This is a genomic window from Kitasatospora fiedleri (assembly GCF_948472415.1).
Taxonomy (GTDB): domain Bacteria; phylum Actinomycetota; class Actinomycetes; order Streptomycetales; family Streptomycetaceae; genus Kitasatospora; species Kitasatospora fiedleri.
In genome coordinates this window covers 4,504,349-4,522,709 of sequence record NZ_OX419519.1, presented here as the reverse complement: position 1 = coordinate 4,522,709, position 18,361 = coordinate 4,504,349, and the positions used below count along the sequence as shown (strand labels likewise).

The window sequence follows — 18,361 nt, the reverse complement described above, 5'->3', positions numbered from 1 at the left end:
AAGGGGGCGGTCAGGCGGCGCGGGCGAGCGCGTCCTCGACCAGGCGGGTCATGCCGCCGACGGTGGGCTCGTCCAGCAGGTCGTCCAGCGGCAGTTCGACGCCGAACAGGTGCCGGGCCCGGGAGACCAGCCGGGTGGCGAGCACGGAGTCGCCGTTGTGCTCGAAGAAGTCGTCGTCCGGGCCGAGGCCGGAGACGCCCAGCAGCTCGCCCCAGAGCGCGATCACCCGGTCCTGCACCCCGGCCGGCCGCTCGGCCTCCGGGGCGGGGGCGGCGGCCGGTGCGGGGGCGGCCTCCGGTGCGGGGGCGGCCACCGGTGTCGGGACGGCCGGTGCCGGAACAGCGGCCGGGGCCGGGACGGTGGCGGGCGGGTCGACCCAGTGCCGGGCGGGCTCGAAGGGGTAGGTCGGGGCGGGGCCGCGCCGGTGGCCGCGGTCCGCGTCGTACGCCCGCCAGTCCAGGTCCGCGCCGTGCGCCCAGAGCGCGCCGGCCGCGCGGGCCAGCGACTCGGCGTCGCCCGCGCCCTGCCGGGGGTGGCGCAGCGAGGCGAGGACGGCCGGCCGCGGTCCGGCCGCGGGCGCGCACTCGGTGGCCAGCCGGCCCAGGGTGCGGCCCGGCCCGGTCTCCAGCAGCACGTCGGCGGCGGCGGCCGCGGTGCGGACCGCGTCGGCGAACCGGACGCAGCCGCGCGCCTGGTCGGCCCAGTAGCGCGGGCTGACCGCCTGCTCCGGGGTGATCCAGGTGCCGGTCAGCGAGGAGGTGAAGGGCAGGGTCGGGCGGTTCCGGCGGCGGGCCGCGACCTGCTCGGCGAACGGTGCCAGCACCGGGTCGAGCACCGCGGAGTGGAAGGCGTGCGAGGTGTGCAGCCGCCGGGCCGGGACCCCGGCCAGGGCCAGCGCCCGGACCGCCGCCGCCACCGCGTCCGGCGGGCCGGCCAGCACGCAGCGCCCCGGCGCGTTGACCGCGGCCAGCGACAGCTCCGGGTGGTCGGCGAGGAACTCGGCGGCGGCCGGCTCGGTGAGCTCCACCGCGAGCATCCCGCCGGGCGGCAGGGCCTGCATCAGCCGGCCCCGGACGGCGACCAGCGCCAGCGCGTCCGGCAGGTCGAACACCCCGGCCAGGCAGGCCGCGGTCCACTCGCCGACGCTGTGGCCGACCAGCGCGGCCGGGCGGACGCCGAGCGACTCCCAGTACCGGGCCAGCGCGTACTCCACCGCGAACAGCGCGGGTTGGGCCAGCGCCGTCCCGGTCAGCGGGTCCGGCACGCCGGGGGCGGGCGGCTCGGTGTCGATCAGCTCCCGCAGGTCCCGGCCGAGGTGGCCGCGCAGCAGCTCGGCGCACTCGTCGAAGTGGGCCCGGAACACCGGCTCGGTGCGGTGGACCTCGGCCGCCATGCCGGAGTACTGGGCGCCCTGGCCGGGCAGCAGCAGCGCCACCCGGGCCCGGCCGGCCGGGCCCGCCGGGTCGGACGGATCGGGCAGCGCGCGGACGGCCCCGTCCGGCCCGGCGACCAGCGCGGTGCGGTGCGCGAAGGCCCGCCGGCCGGTGCGCAGGGTGTGCGCCAGGCCGGGCAGGTCGGCCGGGCCGTCGGCCAGGGTGCCGGTCAGCCTCCGCACGGCGCGTTCCAGCGCCTGCGGGGTGCGGGCGGACAGCGGCAGCACCTGGTACGCCCGGGGGGCGCCGGCGGCGGGGCGGGCCGGGGCCTGCTCGACCACCAGGTGGGCGTTGGTGCCGCCGATGCCGAAGGAGGAGACCGCGGCCCGGCGCGGGCCGTCCTTCGGCCACGGCTCGACCTCCACCGGCACCCGGAACGGCACCGTGTCGGCGTCGATCGCCGGGTTGAAGCGGCGGAAGTGCAGGCTCGGCGGCACCGTGCCGCGCTCCACCGCCAGCACCGCCTTGATCAGGCCGACCGCGCCGGCCGCCGCGTTCAGGTGGCCGAGGTTGGTCTTCACCGAGCCGAGCAGGCAGGAGCCCGGCCCGGCGCCCTCCGCCGCGTACACCTCGGTGAGCGCGGCGACCTCGATCGGGTCGCCGATCGGGGTGCCGGTGCCGTGCGCCTCCACGTAGCCGATGCTCAGCGGGGAGACCCCGGCCAGCTCGTACGCCTCGGCGATCACCGCGGCCTGGCCGTCCACCCCCGGGGCGGTGTAACCGGCCTTGCCGGAGCCGTCGTTGTTGACCGCGGCGCCGCGGATCACCGCCCGGACCGGGTCGCCGTCCGCCAGCGCGTCGCGCAGCCGGCGCAGCGCCACCACGGCGGTGCCGGTGCCGAACAGCGTCCCGGCGGCGTCCGCGTCGAAGGCCCGGCAGTGGCCGTCCGGGGAGAAGATCGAGCCCGGCTCGTACAGGTAGCCCGCGTCCAGCGGCAGTTTCAGCGAGGTGCCGCCGGCCAGCGCCAGGTCGCAGCCGTAGTCCAGCAGCGACTGGCAGGCCTGGGCGACCGCGACCAGCGAGCTGGAGCAGGCGCTCTGCACGGTCACCGCCGGGCCGGTCAGGCCCAGCTTGTACGCGACCCGGGTGGTCAGGTGGTCCTTCTCGTTGCCGTGCAGCAGCATCGCCGGGTAGTCGCCGAGCAGCGAGGCCCCGGTGTGGTGCGGCATCAGGTTGAGCAGCAGGTAGCTGCCGACGCTGCTGCCGCCCCACACCCCGATCCGGCCGTCGAACGCGGCCGGGTCGTGGCCGGCCGACTCCAGCGCCTCCCAGGAGCACTCCAGGAAGCGGCGCTGCTGCGGGTCGGTCAGCTCCGCCTCGCGCGGGGACATCCCGAAGAACTCGGCGTCGAACTCGGCGGCGCCCTCGGCGCTCGGCGACGCCGGGACGTAGTGCGGCGGGTCCTGCTCGGTGCGGGGGTGGAAGTCCACCGACTCCACGCCGGCCAGCAGGTTGGCCCAGAGCTCCTCGGGGTCGCGGGCGCCGGGCACCCGGCAGGCCAGGCCCACCACGGCGATCAGGTCGTCCGTCCCGGCGTCGTCGATCGGGTCAGTCACGGTCGTGCACCTCCTTCAGGCGCAGTCGGCGCTGCTCGCGCAGCTGCTTGCGGGAGTCCGCGCCCCGGCGGGCGGGGGCGGGCGGGGCCGGGGGCGGGGGCGGCCGGCGGCCTGGTCGAGCAGGGCGGCCAGCCCGGCCACGGTCGGGCGGCGGAAGATGTCGACCAGCTCCAGCCGCGCCCCGAGCCGGGTGCGGAGCCGGTCCTGCAACCGCACCGCGAGCAGCGAGTGGCCGCCCAGCTCGAAGAAGTTGACGTCGGCGGGGACGCTCGCCAGGCCGAGCAGCTCGGCCCAGACCTCGGCGACCGCCGCCTCCGCGCCCTCCGCCGCCGCCCGGCCGCCCGGGGCCGGGCCCTGGTCGGGGGCGGGCAGCCGGGCGGTGTCCAGCTTGCCGTTGGGGGTGCGGGGCAGTTCCGGCACCGGGACCAGCAGCGAGGGCACCAGCGCGGCGGGCAGCAGCTCGCCCAGCGCGGCCCGCAGCGCGGCGGCGTCGCCGCCGCCCACCGGGTAGCCGACCAGGACGCGTTCGCCGGTGCGGTCGGTGGCCGCGACCACCGCCGCGTCCACCACGCCGGGGCAGGCCCGCAGCGCGCGCTCCACCTCGGCGGGCTCCACCCGGTGCCCGCGGATCTTCAGCTGCCGGTCGGCCCGGCCGGCGAACTCCACCGCGCCGTCCGGCCGGTGGCGGCCCAGGTCGCCGGTGCGGTACAGCACCGTGCCGTGCGCGCCGGGCCGGAAGACCGCGGCGGTGGCCCGCGGGTCGCCCGCGTAGCCGTCGGCCAGCCGGTGGCCGCGGACGCAGACCTCGCCCAGCTCGCCGACCCCGGCCGGGCGGTCGCCGACCAGCACCAGCAGCTCGTGGCCGGCCGCGCCCCGGCCCAGCGGCACCGGCGCCCCCGGCGGGCAGTCGGCCGGGACGGGGTGCCAGGCGGCCGCCTGCGGGGTCTCGGTCGCGCCGTAGAAGGCGGTCTGCTCGGCGTGCGGGGCGAGTCGGCGCAGCAGCGCCGCCTCGTGGCCGGTCAGCACGTCGCCGCTGAAGAACACCCGGCGCAGCGCGGGCAGTTCGACGTCCGGGGCACTGGCCAGGAAGCGGGCGGTGGGCGGGGTCAGGTGCAGCACCGTCACCCGCTGCTCGGCCAGCCAGCCGGCGAACGGCCCCGGGTCGGCGAGCGCCCCGGGGGGCGGCACGCAGACCGTCGCGCCGAGCGCCAGCGGCACCAGGCAGTCCCGCAGCAGCGGGTCGTGGCCCAGGCCGGAGGTCAGGCCGACCCGGTCGCCCGGGCCGACCCCGAAGGCGGCCGCGTACCAGTCGGTGAAGCGGCTCAGCGGCAGGTGGGCGCCGCGCACCGCCTTCGGGGCGCCGGTGCTGCCGGAGGTGAAGGCGAGGTAGCCGAGGTCGCCGGGGGCGGGCGGCGGCAGCGGGCCGGTGGCGGCGGCCGGGCCGGGCGACAGCCGGGGCAGGCCGTCGTACAGGCCGGGGGCGGGTTCGGGCGCGCCGTCGACCGCGATCCAGGCGGCCGGGGCGGCCGTCCGCAGGCAGGCGGCGAGCCGGGCGGCCGGGTGCGCCGGGTCGAGCAGCGCGAAGGCGGCGCCGGCGGCGTGCACCGCGAGCAGTGTCCCGGGCAGGGCGGCGGTGCGGGCGCCGTGGACGGCGAGCACGTCGCCCCGGCCGAGCCCGGCGGCGCCGATCCGCCCCGCCAACCGGGTGACGTAGGAGGCCAGTTCGGCGTAGCGGAGGTCGCCGTCGGGGCTGCTCACCGCGACCGCGTCCGGGGTGCGGGCGGCCTGCGCGAGGAACCGGCCGACCAGCGGGACGGTGGAGCCGGGCGGCTGCGGCAGCGGCCGGTCCGGGTCGGGCAGGCCGCTCCGGGGCCCGGCGGGCAGCGCGGCCACCGGCAGGTCGGGGGCGGCGACGGCGGCGGCCAGCACCGAGGTGAAGCCGTCCAGCAGCGCCCGCATCCGCTCGGCGGTGAACAGGTCGCGGTCGTAGGCCAGTTCGAGCGCGACGCTGCCGTCGGCGGCGGGCCGGGCGTACAGCGTGAGGTCGAACTTGGAGCCGCCCTCCTCGGCGGCCACCAACTCGCCGCGCACGCCCGGCAGCCGCAGTTCCGGCTCGGGCATGCTCAGCATGTTGAACATCACCTGGAACAGCGGGGTGCGGGCCAGGTCGCGCTGCGGGCACAGCCGGTCCACCAGCCGCTCGAACGGGACGTCCTCGTGCGAGAAGGCGTCCAGCACGTCCTCGCGGACCCGCAGCAGCAGCTCGCGGAAGCTCGGCCCGCCGCGCAGGTCGGCGCGGAGCACCTGGGTGGTGACGAACAGGCCGATCAGATCCTCCAGTTCGCGCCTGCTCCGCCCGGCGGACGGGGTGCCGATCAGCAGGTCGTCCTGGCCGGACCAGCGGGAGAGCAGCACGGCGAAGGCGGTGAGCAGCGCCATGAACGGGGTCGCCCCGGTGCTGTGGCCCAACTTCTCGACTGCGGTGCCGAGTTCGGCCGGGACGGTGGCCCGCAGCTTGGCGCCGCGCCGCTCGGTGCCCGCGGTGCGCGGCGCGTCGGCGGGCAGCTCCAGCAGGACCGGCGCGCCGGCCAGCCGCTCGGCCCGCGCGGCCAGCCGGGCCTCGCCCGCCGGACCGGCCTGGGTGCGCTGCTGCCAGTCGGCGAAGTCCGCGTACTGGAGCGGTAGTTCGGGCACCTCACTGCCGACCGCGAGGGCGCCCAGCTCGCGCAGCAGCACCCCCATCGACCAGCCGTCGCAGGCGATGTGGTGGACGGCCAGCAGCAGCGTCCAGCGGTCGTCCGCGCGGCGCAGCAGGGTGGCCCGGATCGGGCCGGCCGCCAGGTCGAAGGGGCGGGCGGCGTGTTCGGCGGCCACCTGCTCGACCCGCGCCCCGTCGGTCCCCCGCAGGTCGACGGCGGCCAGCAGCCCGCCCGTCGCGGGGCGGACGGACTGCCGGGGCTCCCCGGTCTCCATCGAGATCGCGGTGCGCAGCACCTCGTGCCGTTCCACCAGGGCGTCCAGGGCCCGGCCGAGCGCGGCCGGGTCGAGCGGTCCGGCCAGCTCCAACCGGCCCGCCATGTGGTAGGCGTCGTCGCCGGGGGCGACCTGGTTCAGGAACCAGAGCCGCTGCTGGGCGTAGGACAGCGGCAGCCCGCCAGCCGGGCGGCCGACCGGCACCGGGCCGGACGGCGGCCCGCCCGGGGCGCCGCCCGCGCCGAGCCGCTCGACCAGGGCGGCCTGCGCCTCGACCGTGGGCGCCTCGAAGACGGCGCGCAGCGGCAGTTCCACACCGGCCGCCTCGCGCAGCCGGGCCACCAGCCGGGCGGCCAGCAGCGAGTGGCCGCCGAGTTCGAAGAAGTCCTCGGTGACGGAGACCCGCGGCAGGTCCAGCACCTGCGCCCAGATCGAGGCGACCACCTCCTCCAGCGGGGTGCGCGGGGCCGGGCCGGCCGCGCGGGGGGCCTGCTGCGGGGCGGGCAGGCGACGGCGGTCGACCTTGCCGTTGGGGGTCGTCGGGAAGGCGTCCAGCACCATCAGGTGGGTGGGCACCATGTGCGCGGGCAGCGCGGCCCTCAGGTGGGCGCGCAGTTCGGCGGCGTCCACCCCGGCCCCGTCCACCCCGGCCCCGTCCGCCCCGGCACCGTCCGCCCCGGCCCCGCCCACGGCCACCGCGTAGGCGACCAGCTGGAGTTCGCCCCGGCTGTCGGGACGGCCCAGGGCGAGCGCCTCGCGGACGGCGGGGTGGCGCAGCAGCGCCGTCTCGATCTCGCCGGGCTCGATCCGGAAGCCGCGGATCTTCACCTGGTGGTCGATCCGGCCCAGGTAGTCCAGCCGCCCGTCGCGGCGGCGGCGGACCCGGTCGCCGGTGGCGTACAGCCGGGCCTCCGGGTCGTGCGGCGCGAACGGGTCGGGGAGGAACTTCTCGGCGGTCAGCTCCGGCCGGTTGAGGTAGCCGCGGGTGACGCCCGCGCCGCCGACGTACAGCTGGCCGACCACGCCGGGCGGCACCGGACGGCCGCCCGCGTCCAGCACGTACGCGGTGGCGTTGCCGATCGGGCGGCCGATCGAGGGCGTGCCGGTGCCGTCGCACTCCTGCAGGGTGGCGCAGACGGTGGTCTCGGTCGGGCCGTAGGCGTTGACGAAGCGGCGGCCGGCCGCGACCCAGCGGGCGGGCAGGTCGGCCGGGCAGGCTTCGCCGGCCGACACCAGCAGGCGCAGCTCGGGCACGTCGGCCGGGTCCATCAGCGAGAGCGCGGACGGCGGCAGGGTGATCGCGGTGATCCGCTCGCGCCGCAGCAGCGCGACGAGCGGGCCGCCCGGGCGCATCGCGGCGCGCGGCGCGGTGTGCAGCAGCGCGCCGCAGCCCAGCGCCATCAGGCACTCCCAGGTGGCGGCGTCGAAGCTGAGCGAGGCGAACTGCAGCACCCGGTCGTCCGGGCCGAGGCCGAAGGCGGCCCGCTGGGCGTGGGCCAGGTTGACCAGGCCGCGGTGCTCGACCAGGACGCCCTTGGGCAGGCCGGTGGAGCCGGAGGTGTAGATCACGCAGGCCAGGTCGCGCGGGCCGATGGCGGTGTCGGTGTCGGTGTCGGTGACGGCGGCGGTGTCGGTGACGGCGGGCCAGGGCTCGTCCACGCAGAGCGCCGGGACGCCGTCCAGCGGCAGCCGGTCCACCAGGCGGCGCTGGGTGAGCACGGCGGCCACCTCGGCGTCACCGAGCATGTGGCGCAGCCGCTCCGGCGGGTAGTCCGGGTCGAGCGGGACGTAGGCGGCGCCGATCCGCAGGATGGCGAGCAGCGCCACCACCATCTCGGTGGAGCCCTCGAAGCTCAGCCCGATCCGGGCGCCCCGGCCCAGGCCGCGCCCCCGCAGCACGGCGGCCAACTCGCGCGATCTGCCCACCAGTCGGCGGTACGTGAGGGAGCCGGCGGCGTCGGCCACCGCGGGCGCGTCCGGGGTGCGGGCGGCCTGCGCGTCGACCAGGGCGGGCACCGACGGGGTGTCCGGGTGGGCGAGCGCGGTGGCGTTCCACTCGGCGAGCAGGCGGCGGTGCTCCTCGGCGCCGAGCATCGGCAGCTCGCCGAGCGTCCGGTCCGGGTCCTCGGCGACGGCGCGGGCCAGCGCCCGGTAGTGGCCGGCCAGTTGGGCGGCGGTCTCCGGGTCGAACAGGTCGGCGGCGTAGCGCAGCGAGCCGTGCAGGACCCCGTCGACCTCCTCCAGGAACAGCGTCAGGTCGTACTCGGTGCTCTCCCGGCCGACCGGGTAGGGCTCCAGGGACAGGCCGCCGAGCTCCAGCCGGGCGTCCTCCACCCCGGACGCGAACATCGAGATGCCCCGGCGGGCGGTCCAGGACGCGGACTCGTAGGCGATGGCGGCGGTGAACAGCGGCGGCACCGAGGCGTCCCGGCGCGGCGCCAGCTTCGCGACCAGCCGCGGGAACGGGTAGTCCTGGTGCTCCATGGCGGCCAGCGACTCGGCGCGGGCCCGCTCCAGCAGGGCCGGGAACGGGGTGTCGGGCGCGGTCTCGGCGCGCACCACCACCGGGTTGACGAAGTAGCCGACCAGGTCCTCGAAGGCGGAGCGGCCGCGCCCGGCGGTGACCGAGCCGATCCACAGCTCCTCGTTGCCGGTGTAGCGGTGCAGCAGGGTCTGGTACAGGGCGAGCGAGAGCGCGTACAGCGTGGTGCCCCGCTCGCGGGCCAGCGCGGCCAGCCGACCGGTCAGCTCGGCGTCCAGCCGGAAGCGGTGGCTGCCGCCGCGGTGCGAGGGGACGGCCGGGCGGTGCCGGTCGCCGGGCAGGTCCAGCTCGGGCGCGCCGCCGACCAGGTGGCCGGTCCAGTACGCCTCGTGGGCCCGGCCGCGCTCGCCCGCCAGCAGCTCCCGCTGCCAGGCCACGAAATCGGCGAACTGGTGCCGCAGCGGCGGCAGTTCGGCGGGTCTTCCGGCCCGGGCGGCCCGGTAGAGCCGGTCCAGGTCGTCCAGGAGGATGCCGAACGACCACAGATCGGTGACGATGTGGTGGGCCGTCAACAGCAGCACGCTGCCACCGTCGGGGTGCCGGAACACCCGGGTGCGCAGCAGCGGCCCGCGCTCCAGGTCGAACGGGGCGGCGGCCTCGGCGGCCACCAGGGCGTGCAGCTCCTCCTCGGTGCGGCCCGGGGCGGGCACCACCGCGAAGTCGGCGGCCATCGCCGGGTGGACGCGCTGGTACACCCCGGCAGCCGAGGGCCCGGCGCCCTCCCCGCCGTCCTCGTCGCCGCGCTCGTCGGCGCGCTCGTCGGCGGTGCCGAAGGTGGTGCGCAGCGCCGCGTGCTGGTCGACCAGCTGCTGCACGGCGGTGGCCAGCGCGGCGGTGTCGAGCGCGGGGGCGCCGGACACCGGGCGGATGCGTCCGGCCAGCGAGAGGTGGTAGGCGTCCGAGCCGGGCGTGAGCTGGTGGACGAACCACAGTGCGCGCTGCCCGTCGGAGACCGCCTGGCGCTGCGGTGCGGCGGCGTCGGCGTCAGCGGCAGCATCAGCGGCAGCGGTGACAGCACTGGTGGCCGCCGAGCCGCGGGCCCGCTCGGCGAGCAGCTGCCGCAGCAGCTCGCGGCGGTCGGGGGCGGCGGCGGTGCCGGGCGCGGCGGCGGCCGGCAGGGTGGGCGAGTCGCTCATGGCGTCTGTGCCGACCCGGCGCCGAGGCGTTCGAGCAGCACGTCCACCTCCTCTGGCGAGAGTCGGTCCAGTTCGGAGAGAAGCAGTTCGGCGGTCTGCTGGTCGGTCCCGCCGAGGGTGAACTCGGCGGCCAGCGCCGCGCCCAGGTCGGTGCAGCCGGCGCCGCTCAGGAAGCCGGTGACCGGGACCTCCATGTCGAGTTCGCGCTCCAGTCGGCGGCGCAGTTCCATGGCCATGATCGAGTCGAGGCCGAGGGAGTTCATCGGCTGCGCGGGGTCGATCCGGGAGGCGGGCATCCGCAGCACCCGGGCGGTCTCCTCGATCAGCCGTTCGGTGATCAGCCGGGCCTGCTCCTCCGCGGTGGCCACCGCGAGCGCGGCGCGCAGCCGCCCGTCGGGCAGCTCGGCGACGGACTCGGCGGCCGGACCCGCGCCCGGCTCGGCGCCCGGCTCGGCGGAGCGCGGGGCGCCGTCGCCCGGGGCGGGCACCGGGGCGGGCACCGGGCCGAGGCCGCTCTCGCGCCGCCACGGGTAGCGCGGCAGGACGGCCAGCGCGGCCGGGGCGGCCGGGGCCGGGCGGGCGGCGTCCGGGTCCGCGACCCGCGCCCAGTCGATCCACGCGCCCTGCTCGTACAGTTCGGCCAGGCCGCGCAGCAGCCCGTCCCGGGCGGGGGTGTCGCGGCGCATCGAGGCGTGCACCGAGAACCGGCCGTCGCACTGCTCCAGGCAGCCGCGCAGCGCGGCGGTGAGCGCGGGGTGCGGGCCGATCTCCAGGAAGGCGCGGTGCCCGTCGGCGGCCAGGGCGGCGGCGGCCGGGGCGAAGCGGACGGTCCGGCGCAGGTTGTCGGCCCAGTACCGGGGGGTGAGGGCGGCGGGCTCGATCCGGCCGCCGGTCACCGTCGAGTACAGCGGCAGGCGGCCGGGGCGCGGGGCGAGGCCGTCCAGGGCGTCGGCGAGGCGTTCGCGCAGCGGTTCCATCAGCCGGCTGTGGAAGGCCAGCCGGCCGGGCAGCCGGCGGGTGAACACGCCCTCCGCGGCGAGGGTTTCGAGCAGCCGGGCGGTGTCGGTCTCGGGTCCGGCCAGCACGCAGGAGCCGGGGGCGTTCCAGGCCGCGACGTCCACCGGGACGCCGAGTCCGGCGGCCCGGGCGGCGGCCCGCTCCGGGTCGAGTTCGACGAAGGCGGTGGCGCCGGCCGGGGCTTCGCGCATCAGTTCGCCGCGGCAGAGCGCGACGAACAGCGCGTCGTCCAGGTCGAGCGCTCCGGCCACCGCGGCGGCCGACACCTCGCCGAGGCTGTGGCCGACGCAGGCGGCCGGGGTGACGCCCCAGTCCCGCCACTGGGCGGCGAGCGCGATCTGGAGGGCGACCAGCGCGGGTTGCAGCACGCCGGGGTCGGTGAGGGCGGCCCCGTCGCGCAGCGCGTCCAGCAGGGACCAGCCGGCCAGTGCCTCCAGCCGTTCGTGGCACTCGGCCAGGGTCCGGGCGGCGGCGGGGAGTCCGCGCAGGCCGTCGGCGGCCATGCCGGGCCACTGGCCGCCCTGGCCGGAGAAGACGAACACCGGGTGCGGCGGACCGTCGGCGGCCGGTGCGGCCGGGCGGGCCGCGCGCAGCAGTTCGGCGGCCCCGGCGCGGTCGGCCGCGACCACGGCGAGCCGGTGGCGGTGGTGGGTGCGGCGGGTGGCGGCGGTGGCGGCGAGCACCGGCAGGGCGGGGGCGGCGGGGCGTTCCAGCAGTTCGGCCCAGTGGGCGGCCAGCGCGGCCAGCGCCTGCGGGTCGGCGGCGGACAGCGGCAGCAGAACCGTTTCGCCGCTGTCGGCCCGGTCCTCCTCGACCGCGTCGACCGCATCAGCCGCCGGGTTCTCCCCGTCCCGCGGTACCTCGCCGACCAGGACGTGCGCGTTGGTGCCGCCGAAGCCGAAGGAGCTGACGCCGGCCAGCGCGAGCGGGTGGGCGTCCGGCCACGCGGTGGTCTCGCGCGGCACCCGCAGGCCCAGCGCCGCGAAGTCGACGTGCGGGTTGGGGGAGGCGAAGGACGCGGCCGGCGGCACCCGGCGGCGCTGCACGCACAGCAGCGCCTTCACCAGACCGACCGCGCCCGCGGCCGACTCCAGGTGGCCGACGTTGGCCTTGGCCGAGCCGACCAGGCAGGGCGCGGCGGCGTCCCGCCCGGCGCCGAACACCCGGCCCAGCGCGTGCGCCTCGATCGGGTCGCCGAGCGGGGTGCCGGTGCCGTGCGCCTCCACGTAGCCGACCTCGGCCGGGGTGACGCCCGCCTGCCGGCAGGCCCGGCGCAGCAGTTCCTCCTGGGCGGCGCCGTTGGGGGCGGTCAGGCCGTTGCTGCGGCCGTCCTGGTTGACCACGGCGGCCCGGATCAGCCCGTACACCCGGTCGCCCGCCGCCCGGGCGGCGCTGAGCCGCTTGAGCACCAGCACCACCGCGCCCTCGCCCCGGCCGTAGCCGTCGGCGGCGGCGTCGAAGGTCTTGCAGCGGCCGTCCGGGGAGAGGAACCCGGCCCGGTCGAAGACCCGGTGGACGGCGTCGTCGAGGATCACGTTGACGCCGCCGACCAGGGCGGTGTCGCTCTCGCCGAACTGGAGGCTGCGGACGGCCTGGTGGACGGCGACCAGGGAGGAGGAGCAGGCGGTGTCCACCGCCAGGCTGGGGCCGCGCAGGTCCAGCAGGTAGGACAGCCGGTTGGCGGCGACGCTCAGCGCGCTGCCGGTGCCGGTGTACAGGTCGGCCCCGGGGTCGGCGTAGCGGCGGCGGCCGTGGTCGAAGCCGGAGATGCCGACGAACACGCCGGTGGCGGTGCCCGCCAGCTCGGCCGGGACCGTCCCGGCGTCCTCCAGCGCCTCCCAGGCGGTCTCCAGCAGCAGCCGCTGCTGCGGGTCCATGGCGGCGGCCTCGCGCGGCGAGATGCCGAAGAAGGCCGGATCGAAGCCGTACACGTCGTCCAGGAAGGAGCCGTTGACGCTCCGGCCCTCGTCCTGCGCGGAGCCGGTGCGGGCGGCCAGGTCGAGCGGCCGCGCGGTGGTCCCGGCCCGCTCGAACAGCTCCCAGAGCTGCTCGGGGGAGGACGCGCCCGGCACCCGCAGGCCGATGCCGACCACCGCGACCGGGTCGCCGCCCGGACCGGCCGGCACGGCGGACGGCTCGGGCCGGGCGGACGGCGCGGCGGCCGGTCCGCCCTCCAGCGCGGCGGCGATCCCGGCCAGGGTCGGGTGCTCCCAGAAGACGGTGGGCTCCACCGGGCGGCCCAGGTACTCGGTCAGGTCACCGGCCAGCGAGACCGCGTGCCAGGAGCTGAGCCGGAGCTCGGCGATCGGCCCGGACGGGTCGACCGAGGCGGCCGGCCGGCCCAGCAGGGCGGCCGTGCACCCGGCCAGCCAGTCCGCGAGGGGCGTGGTGCGCGGGGTCATTCCTGCCTCCGGCTGGTTCGGACGAGAGAGGGGTACGGGCCGGGTCCGGGCCGCTCGGCCCGGACCCGGCCGGGGTCCGCGGTACGGGTGGTGCGCAGCGGTACGGGTGGTGCGCAGCGGTACGGGTGGTGCGGGCGGCGCGGTCAGACCGCGGCGGGGGCCTCGGCCGGGAGCTCGATGCCGAGCTGGGCGGCCAGCTCGTTCGGGTCCCAGTCGCTGCCGCCGGCCACGATCCGGCCGTCGACGATCCGGACCCAGCCGTCGCCCTTGATGCGGATCGGGCGGCCGGTGGCCTCCTGGCCCATCAGCCGGCCCTCGTGGGTGCCGCTGGCGATGTAGGTGAGCCGCACCAGGTCGCCGTCCTTGTGGATGTTCTCCACCTCGTAGGACAGGTCCGGCACGATGGTGCGCAGCTCGGAGACGGCGGCGGAGACGGCGGCCAGGCCGCCCGGCTTGGTCTCCAGCTCCAGCACCTCGTCCTTGGCCTCGCCCTCGAAGTCGACGGCGAACAGCTCGTCGACGATCGCGGTGTTGCCCTTGTTGAGGACCTCTTCGACGTAGCGCTCGACGAGGGCCTTCTCGGCGTCCCAGCTCATGTTCGGTACTCCTCGGTGATGGGTTTCGTCTCTCCGTGCGCAGCTACTGTGCGATCGGCACCTTGAGCCGGGCTGGCCCGTTCCTTTCCTGCACCTGCACCCGTGTCCGCACCTGCACCTGCACCCGTGTCCGCACCCGCACCCGCACCTGCACCCGCGTCCGCACCGCGCCGGGGACGGCCGGGGAACGCCGCAGGGCCTTCCGGACACGCCCGGAAGGCCCTGCGGGAGAACGGAATCGACGGCGCGTCAGGCGACGCCGAGCGGGTCCGGGCCGACCGCGGCCGGCGTCTCGGCCGGCTCGTCCTGCGGGGGGACGCGGGAGGGCAGCATCAGGAAGGCGCAGACCGCGCCGATCAGCGCGACGCCCGCGCAGATCAGCATCGACAGCCGCATGCCGCTGCCGAAGGCGTACCTGGCGTGCTCGGCCAGCGCGCCGCCCGCCGGGCCCTGGAGGCCCGCGAACTCGAGCGCCCCGGCCAGTGACCTGCGGGCCGAGTCGGGCAGTCCGGCGGGCAGCCCGTCGGCGTACCCGGCGGCCAGCGCGCTGCCCGCGAGGGCCACGCCGAGCGCCGAACCCAGCTCCTGGACGGTGTCGTTGGAGGCCGAGGCCAGGCCGGCCTTCTCCTTGGGCGCCGAGCTCATCAGCGCGTCGCTGACCGGCGCGGTGGCCAGGCCGATGCCGCAGCCGAGCACCAGCAGGCCGGCCAGCACCGGCCGGTACCCGGCCCGCGGGGCGAGGGTGGCGAACAGCACCATGCCGGTGGCCAGCACCACCAGGCCGATCGCGACCGTGGTGCGCACCCCGATCCGCTGGGTGATCGCCGGGGAGAGCGGCGCCGTCACCATCACCGCGAGCGCGACCGGGACGGTGGCGAACCCGGCCCGCAACGGGCTGTAGCCGAGCACCAGTTGGAGGTGCTGGGTGAGCACGAACACCGAGCCGACCAGGGCGAACATCAGCAGCGCGCCGGAGAGCGCGGCACCGATGAAGCGCGGCGAGAGGACCATGGACAGCTCGACCATCGGCGACTCGGCCCGGGCCTGCCGCCAGACGAACAGCGCCGCGGCCACCGCCGCCCCGACCAGCGGGCCCCACACCTGCGGCGAGTACCAGCCGTGCTCGGAGAGCTGCACCACGCCGTACACCAGCGAGGACATCGCCAGCGTGGAGAGCAGCGCGCCGGGCAGGTCGGTGCGGCGGGCGCCCAGGTCGCGGGTCTCCGGCACCAGGACCGCGACGGCGACCACCGCCGCGATGCCGATCGGCACGTTGACCAGGAACACCGAGCCCCACCAGAAGTGGCTGACCAGGACGCCGCCGATCACCGGGCCGAGCGCGATGCCGAGCGCCGAGGCGGTGCCCCAGATGGCGATCGCCCGCTGCCGGTCCCGCTCGTGGAAGACCTGCACCAGGATGGCCAGGGTGCTGGGCATCAGGAAGGCGCCGCCGATGCCCATCAGCCCGCGCATGCCGATCAGCGTGCCGGTGTCCTGCGCGAACGCGGCGGCGGCCGAGGCGCCGCCGAAGAAGACCAGGCCGACGATCAGGAGCTTCTTGCGGCCGTGCCGGTCGGAGAGGCTGCCGGCGGTCATCAGCAGGCCGGCGAAGACCAGCGAGTAGGCGTCGACCATCCACTGCAGGGCGCGGTTGGAGGCGTGCAGCTGCTCGCTGATCGAGGGCAGCGCGACATTCAGCACGGTGTTGTCGATGGCGACCAGGAACACGCAGAGCGAGAGCACGATGAGGATCGCCCACCGCCGGGGGTGGCCCTGGTCCTCCGGTGCGGTCGGTGCGTCGGCTGTCATTGCTTCTCTCCTAGAGGTGGGTCCGCGGGTGTCCGGCTCGGCCCTGTGACACTCGCGAACGCCCCTGGGCGGCGGCTTGCGTCAACCTTGAGCAGTACCAGTCATGATGGTCGGCGAAGCGGGCCGCGAAACCGGGCCCGGACGGGCGGCGCAGCCAGGAGCGCAGCCGCCCGTCCGCGTACCAGTGGTCCACCGCCAGCAGGTCGAACTGACGTCGGCTCAGCCGTCCGCCCGCCGCGTCGAACAGCCGGAAGCACGCGTCGGCCGGCAGCGCCCGCGCGGGCACCGGCCGCCCGGCCGCCCGGCTGACGGCGGCCAGCAGGTCGGCCGCGCGGACGGGCGCGCCGTCGGTGACGTGGTGCACCCGCCCGGCCGCCCGGGCCGCCCACGCATCCGGCGGCAGTTCGGCCAGGTCGGCGACGACGGCGGCCAGTTCGCGGACGTCGACCAGCGACAGCAGGGCGGTGCCGCCGTCCGGCAGGGCGGGGACGGCGGCCAGCAGCGCGGCCGCGCCGGGCACCACCCAGGCGTCGCCGGCGCCGTAGACCAGCGGGGCACGCAGCACCGTCCCGCCCGCGGCCAGCACCAGGCGCTCGGCGGCCAGCCGGGTGGCGCTCGCCGCGGAGACCGGCGCGGGACGCAGGTCGTCCTCGGCGGGGCCGCGGTGCGGGCCGGGGCCGTACACCGCGGTGGTGGAGAGCAGCACGAAGCGCCGCACCCCGGCGCGGGCCGCCTCGGCGAGCAGCGCCGCGGTGCCGTCGGTGTTGACCGCCCGGCACTGCGCGGGCTCGCCGCTGACCAGCGAGGCCAGGTGCAGCACGGTGTCCACGCCGGTGCACAGGCCGCGCAGCGTGTCGGGCCGGGTCAGGTCGGCGGTGCGCGGCTGCTCGTCCGGGCCGGTCGGGCCGCCGCCGGAGCGGACCGCCAGCCGGACCGGGCCGCCGCCCCGGGCGGCGAGTTCGGTGCGGACCGCGCCGCCGACGAACCCGCTCGCCCCGGTCAGCAGGACGGCGCCCCGGCGGGCGGCCGGGTCAGCCGGACGCACGGACCAGCACCCGGGAGAGCGCCGCCACCCGCCCGGCCTGGACGACCTGCACCCGCAGCCCCGGCCCGTCGGCCGGCTCGGGCTCGGCGCTGACCACGGCCGCCCCGGCGAACTCCACGTAGCGGTGGAAGACGGTGTGCATGCCGTACGGCAGCACCGGCCCGAGTTCGAGCACCGCGGCCTGCCGGGCGGCCTCCAGCAGCAGCGCGCCGGGCACGTGGTCGACCGGGTGGTCGAACAGCACCGGGTGGCTCTGGTCGGCGCGCAGCAGCCAGCCCCCGCCCGCCGGGTGCTCGGCCAGCACCACGTCGGCGGCCCGGTACCGGCCGACCGACCCGGGGGCGACCGGCGGGGCCAGCGGGTCGGCCGGGGCGATCCGGTCCGCCGGGCGCAGCCGGGCGTAGGCGGCCGGTTCGACGACGGTGAACTCGGCGTGGCCGGAGCCGATCGCCTCGCCGTCGCGGTAGAGCGTCACGTCGGTGCGCATCTCGCGCGGCCGGCCCGCTCTCAGCTTGAGCGGCCGGCAGGAGACCCGGACGACCAGGTTGAGCGGGCGGTCGTCCTGCCGCAGCCCGTCCGGTTCGACCAGGTAGGAGAGCGAGCGGGTCAGGAAGGCGCTGCCGAGCGGGACGTCGTAGCCGGCATGGCTGACCAGCATGCTGGCCTGGCGGACCGTCTCGGCGGCCAGCAGCGGGTCGTGGCAGCCGCCGACCGGGGTGTGGTACGCGTGCGCCCGGGGCCACTGCGCGGCGACGGTGAACTCGTCCCGGTCGGTGCGCAGCCAGTCGGTGAGCAGGACTTCGCTGATCGCGGCCCGGTGGACCAGGGCGCGCGGGACGGTCTGGGAGAAGCCGGGCTCCTCGGAGCGGACGGCTTCCCGGGTCGGCGTACGCATGGCTCTTCTCCCCCGTCGAGAGGTGGGTGTGCGGGCCTGGCAGGGAAGAAAATACATACCGGCCGGTTTTTTGTCAGCCGTTTGAGGCGGCCGGTTCCGGACGCTCCGAACGAGCCGGGGAAATCAACTGATTACCCGTCAGTTCAGTTGCTCTCACTGCCCCGAGGCGTTCCAGCACCTCGTCCGAGACCAGGCCGGGTAGCAGCAGGTCCCAGCTCTCGGCGAGCCGGTCCTCGACCCCGTCGCGGTTCGGTTCGAGCAGCCGCATGCCGTAGGAGACCGCCAGCACGGTGCTGCCGATCGCGGCCGGCGCCACCCCGTCCCGCAGCTCGCCCGACCGCTGGGCGCGGACCAGCAGTTCGCGGGCCAGCTCCAGCCAGCCCTGGGCGAAGTCCGCCGGGTCCCGCGGGTCGGGGGCGCTGCCGGCGCTCAGCCGGGCGGCGGCCCTGGTCAGCGCGTCCTCGCGCAGGCGTATCGCGAACTCGTAGGACAGCTCGACCAGTCGGTCCATCGGGGAGGCCGGGTCCTCGGCCAGCAGGCGGTCCGACAGCTCGGCCACCGAGCGCTGGTAGGCGGCCACCACGGCCGCGGCCAGGTCGTCCTTGGTGGCGAAGTGGAAGTACAGCGCCCCCTTGCTGGTGCCGGCCAACTCGCAGATCCGGCCCAGGTTGGTGCCGGTGTAGCCGTGCGCCGCGAACACCTCGGCAGCCGCCTCGACCAGCGCCCGCTGGGTCTGTTCGGCCCGCTCCTGCTTGGGCCTGCGCTCCGCCATGGCGGCTCCTCCTCCGGATCTGCCGCGCCTGACACGCGGGTGGTTCGCGGCCGCTCGGTGTGCGACCGCCTCGCTCGGGGCCGAGCCCCTCCCCGGCCCCGGCCGGACGCGCGACACCCGCCCGCTCGGGGCGGGGGACGTGCGCCCGGCCGGGGCCGGGGGACGGGCGCTAGGCCCTGTCCGGT

The 18,361-nt window shown here is 77.3% G+C and carries 8 protein-coding genes; all 8 read right to left on the bottom strand.

Annotated elements, in window-relative coordinates; genetic code table 11:
* Positions 1-10: 10 nt before the first annotated feature.
* The 8 genes from QMQ26_RS20950 to QMQ26_RS20915 all read right to left on the bottom strand — a co-directional run bounded on the left by QMQ26_RS20950 (position 11) and on the right by QMQ26_RS20915 (position 18,176).
* Entirely contained in the window at positions 11-2,989 is a 2,979-nt protein-coding gene (locus QMQ26_RS20950; protein ID WP_282202310.1) for a type I polyketide synthase, read from the bottom strand.
* 15 nt (positions 2,990-3,004) lie between these two features.
* Positions 3,005-9,640, bottom strand: a complete 6,636-nt coding sequence (locus tag QMQ26_RS20945; RefSeq protein WP_282202309.1) for a non-ribosomal peptide synthetase — start codon at positions 9,638-9,640, stop codon at positions 3,005-3,007.
* Positions 9,637-13,059 (bottom strand): type I polyketide synthase, encoded by a 3,423-nt coding sequence (locus tag QMQ26_RS20940; RefSeq protein ID WP_282202308.1) that lies wholly within the window; start codon positions 13,057-13,059, stop codon positions 9,637-9,639. The genes QMQ26_RS20945 and QMQ26_RS20940 overlap by 4 nt, the downstream gene beginning before the upstream one ends.
* Positions 13,060-13,202: 143 nt before the next feature.
* A complete protein-coding gene (locus QMQ26_RS20935) occupies positions 13,203-13,655 on the bottom strand; it encodes an ester cyclase (protein ID WP_100836696.1) in 453 nt (150 codons plus the stop codon).
* Positions 13,656-13,904: 249 nt separating this feature from the next.
* A complete protein-coding gene (locus QMQ26_RS20930) occupies positions 13,905-15,464 on the bottom strand; it encodes an MFS transporter (RefSeq protein WP_282202307.1) in 1,560 nt (519 codons plus the stop codon).
* Positions 15,465-15,474: 10 nt separating this feature from the next.
* Positions 15,475-16,509: an NAD-dependent epimerase/dehydratase family protein gene (locus QMQ26_RS20925; protein ID WP_282202306.1), complete on the bottom strand. Its 1,035-nt coding sequence runs from the start codon at positions 16,507-16,509 to the stop codon at positions 15,475-15,477.
* Positions 16,496-17,404 (bottom strand): ScbA/BarX family gamma-butyrolactone biosynthesis protein, encoded by a 909-nt coding sequence (locus QMQ26_RS20920; RefSeq protein ID WP_282202305.1) that lies wholly within the window; start codon positions 17,402-17,404, stop codon positions 16,496-16,498. The genes QMQ26_RS20925 and QMQ26_RS20920 overlap by 14 nt, the downstream gene beginning before the upstream one ends.
* A 73-nt stretch (positions 17,405-17,477) precedes the next feature.
* Positions 17,478-18,176 (bottom strand): ScbR family autoregulator-binding transcription factor, encoded by a 699-nt coding sequence (locus QMQ26_RS20915; protein ID WP_282202304.1) that lies wholly within the window; start codon positions 18,174-18,176, stop codon positions 17,478-17,480.
* Between the last annotated feature and the right edge of the window lie 185 nt (positions 18,177-18,361).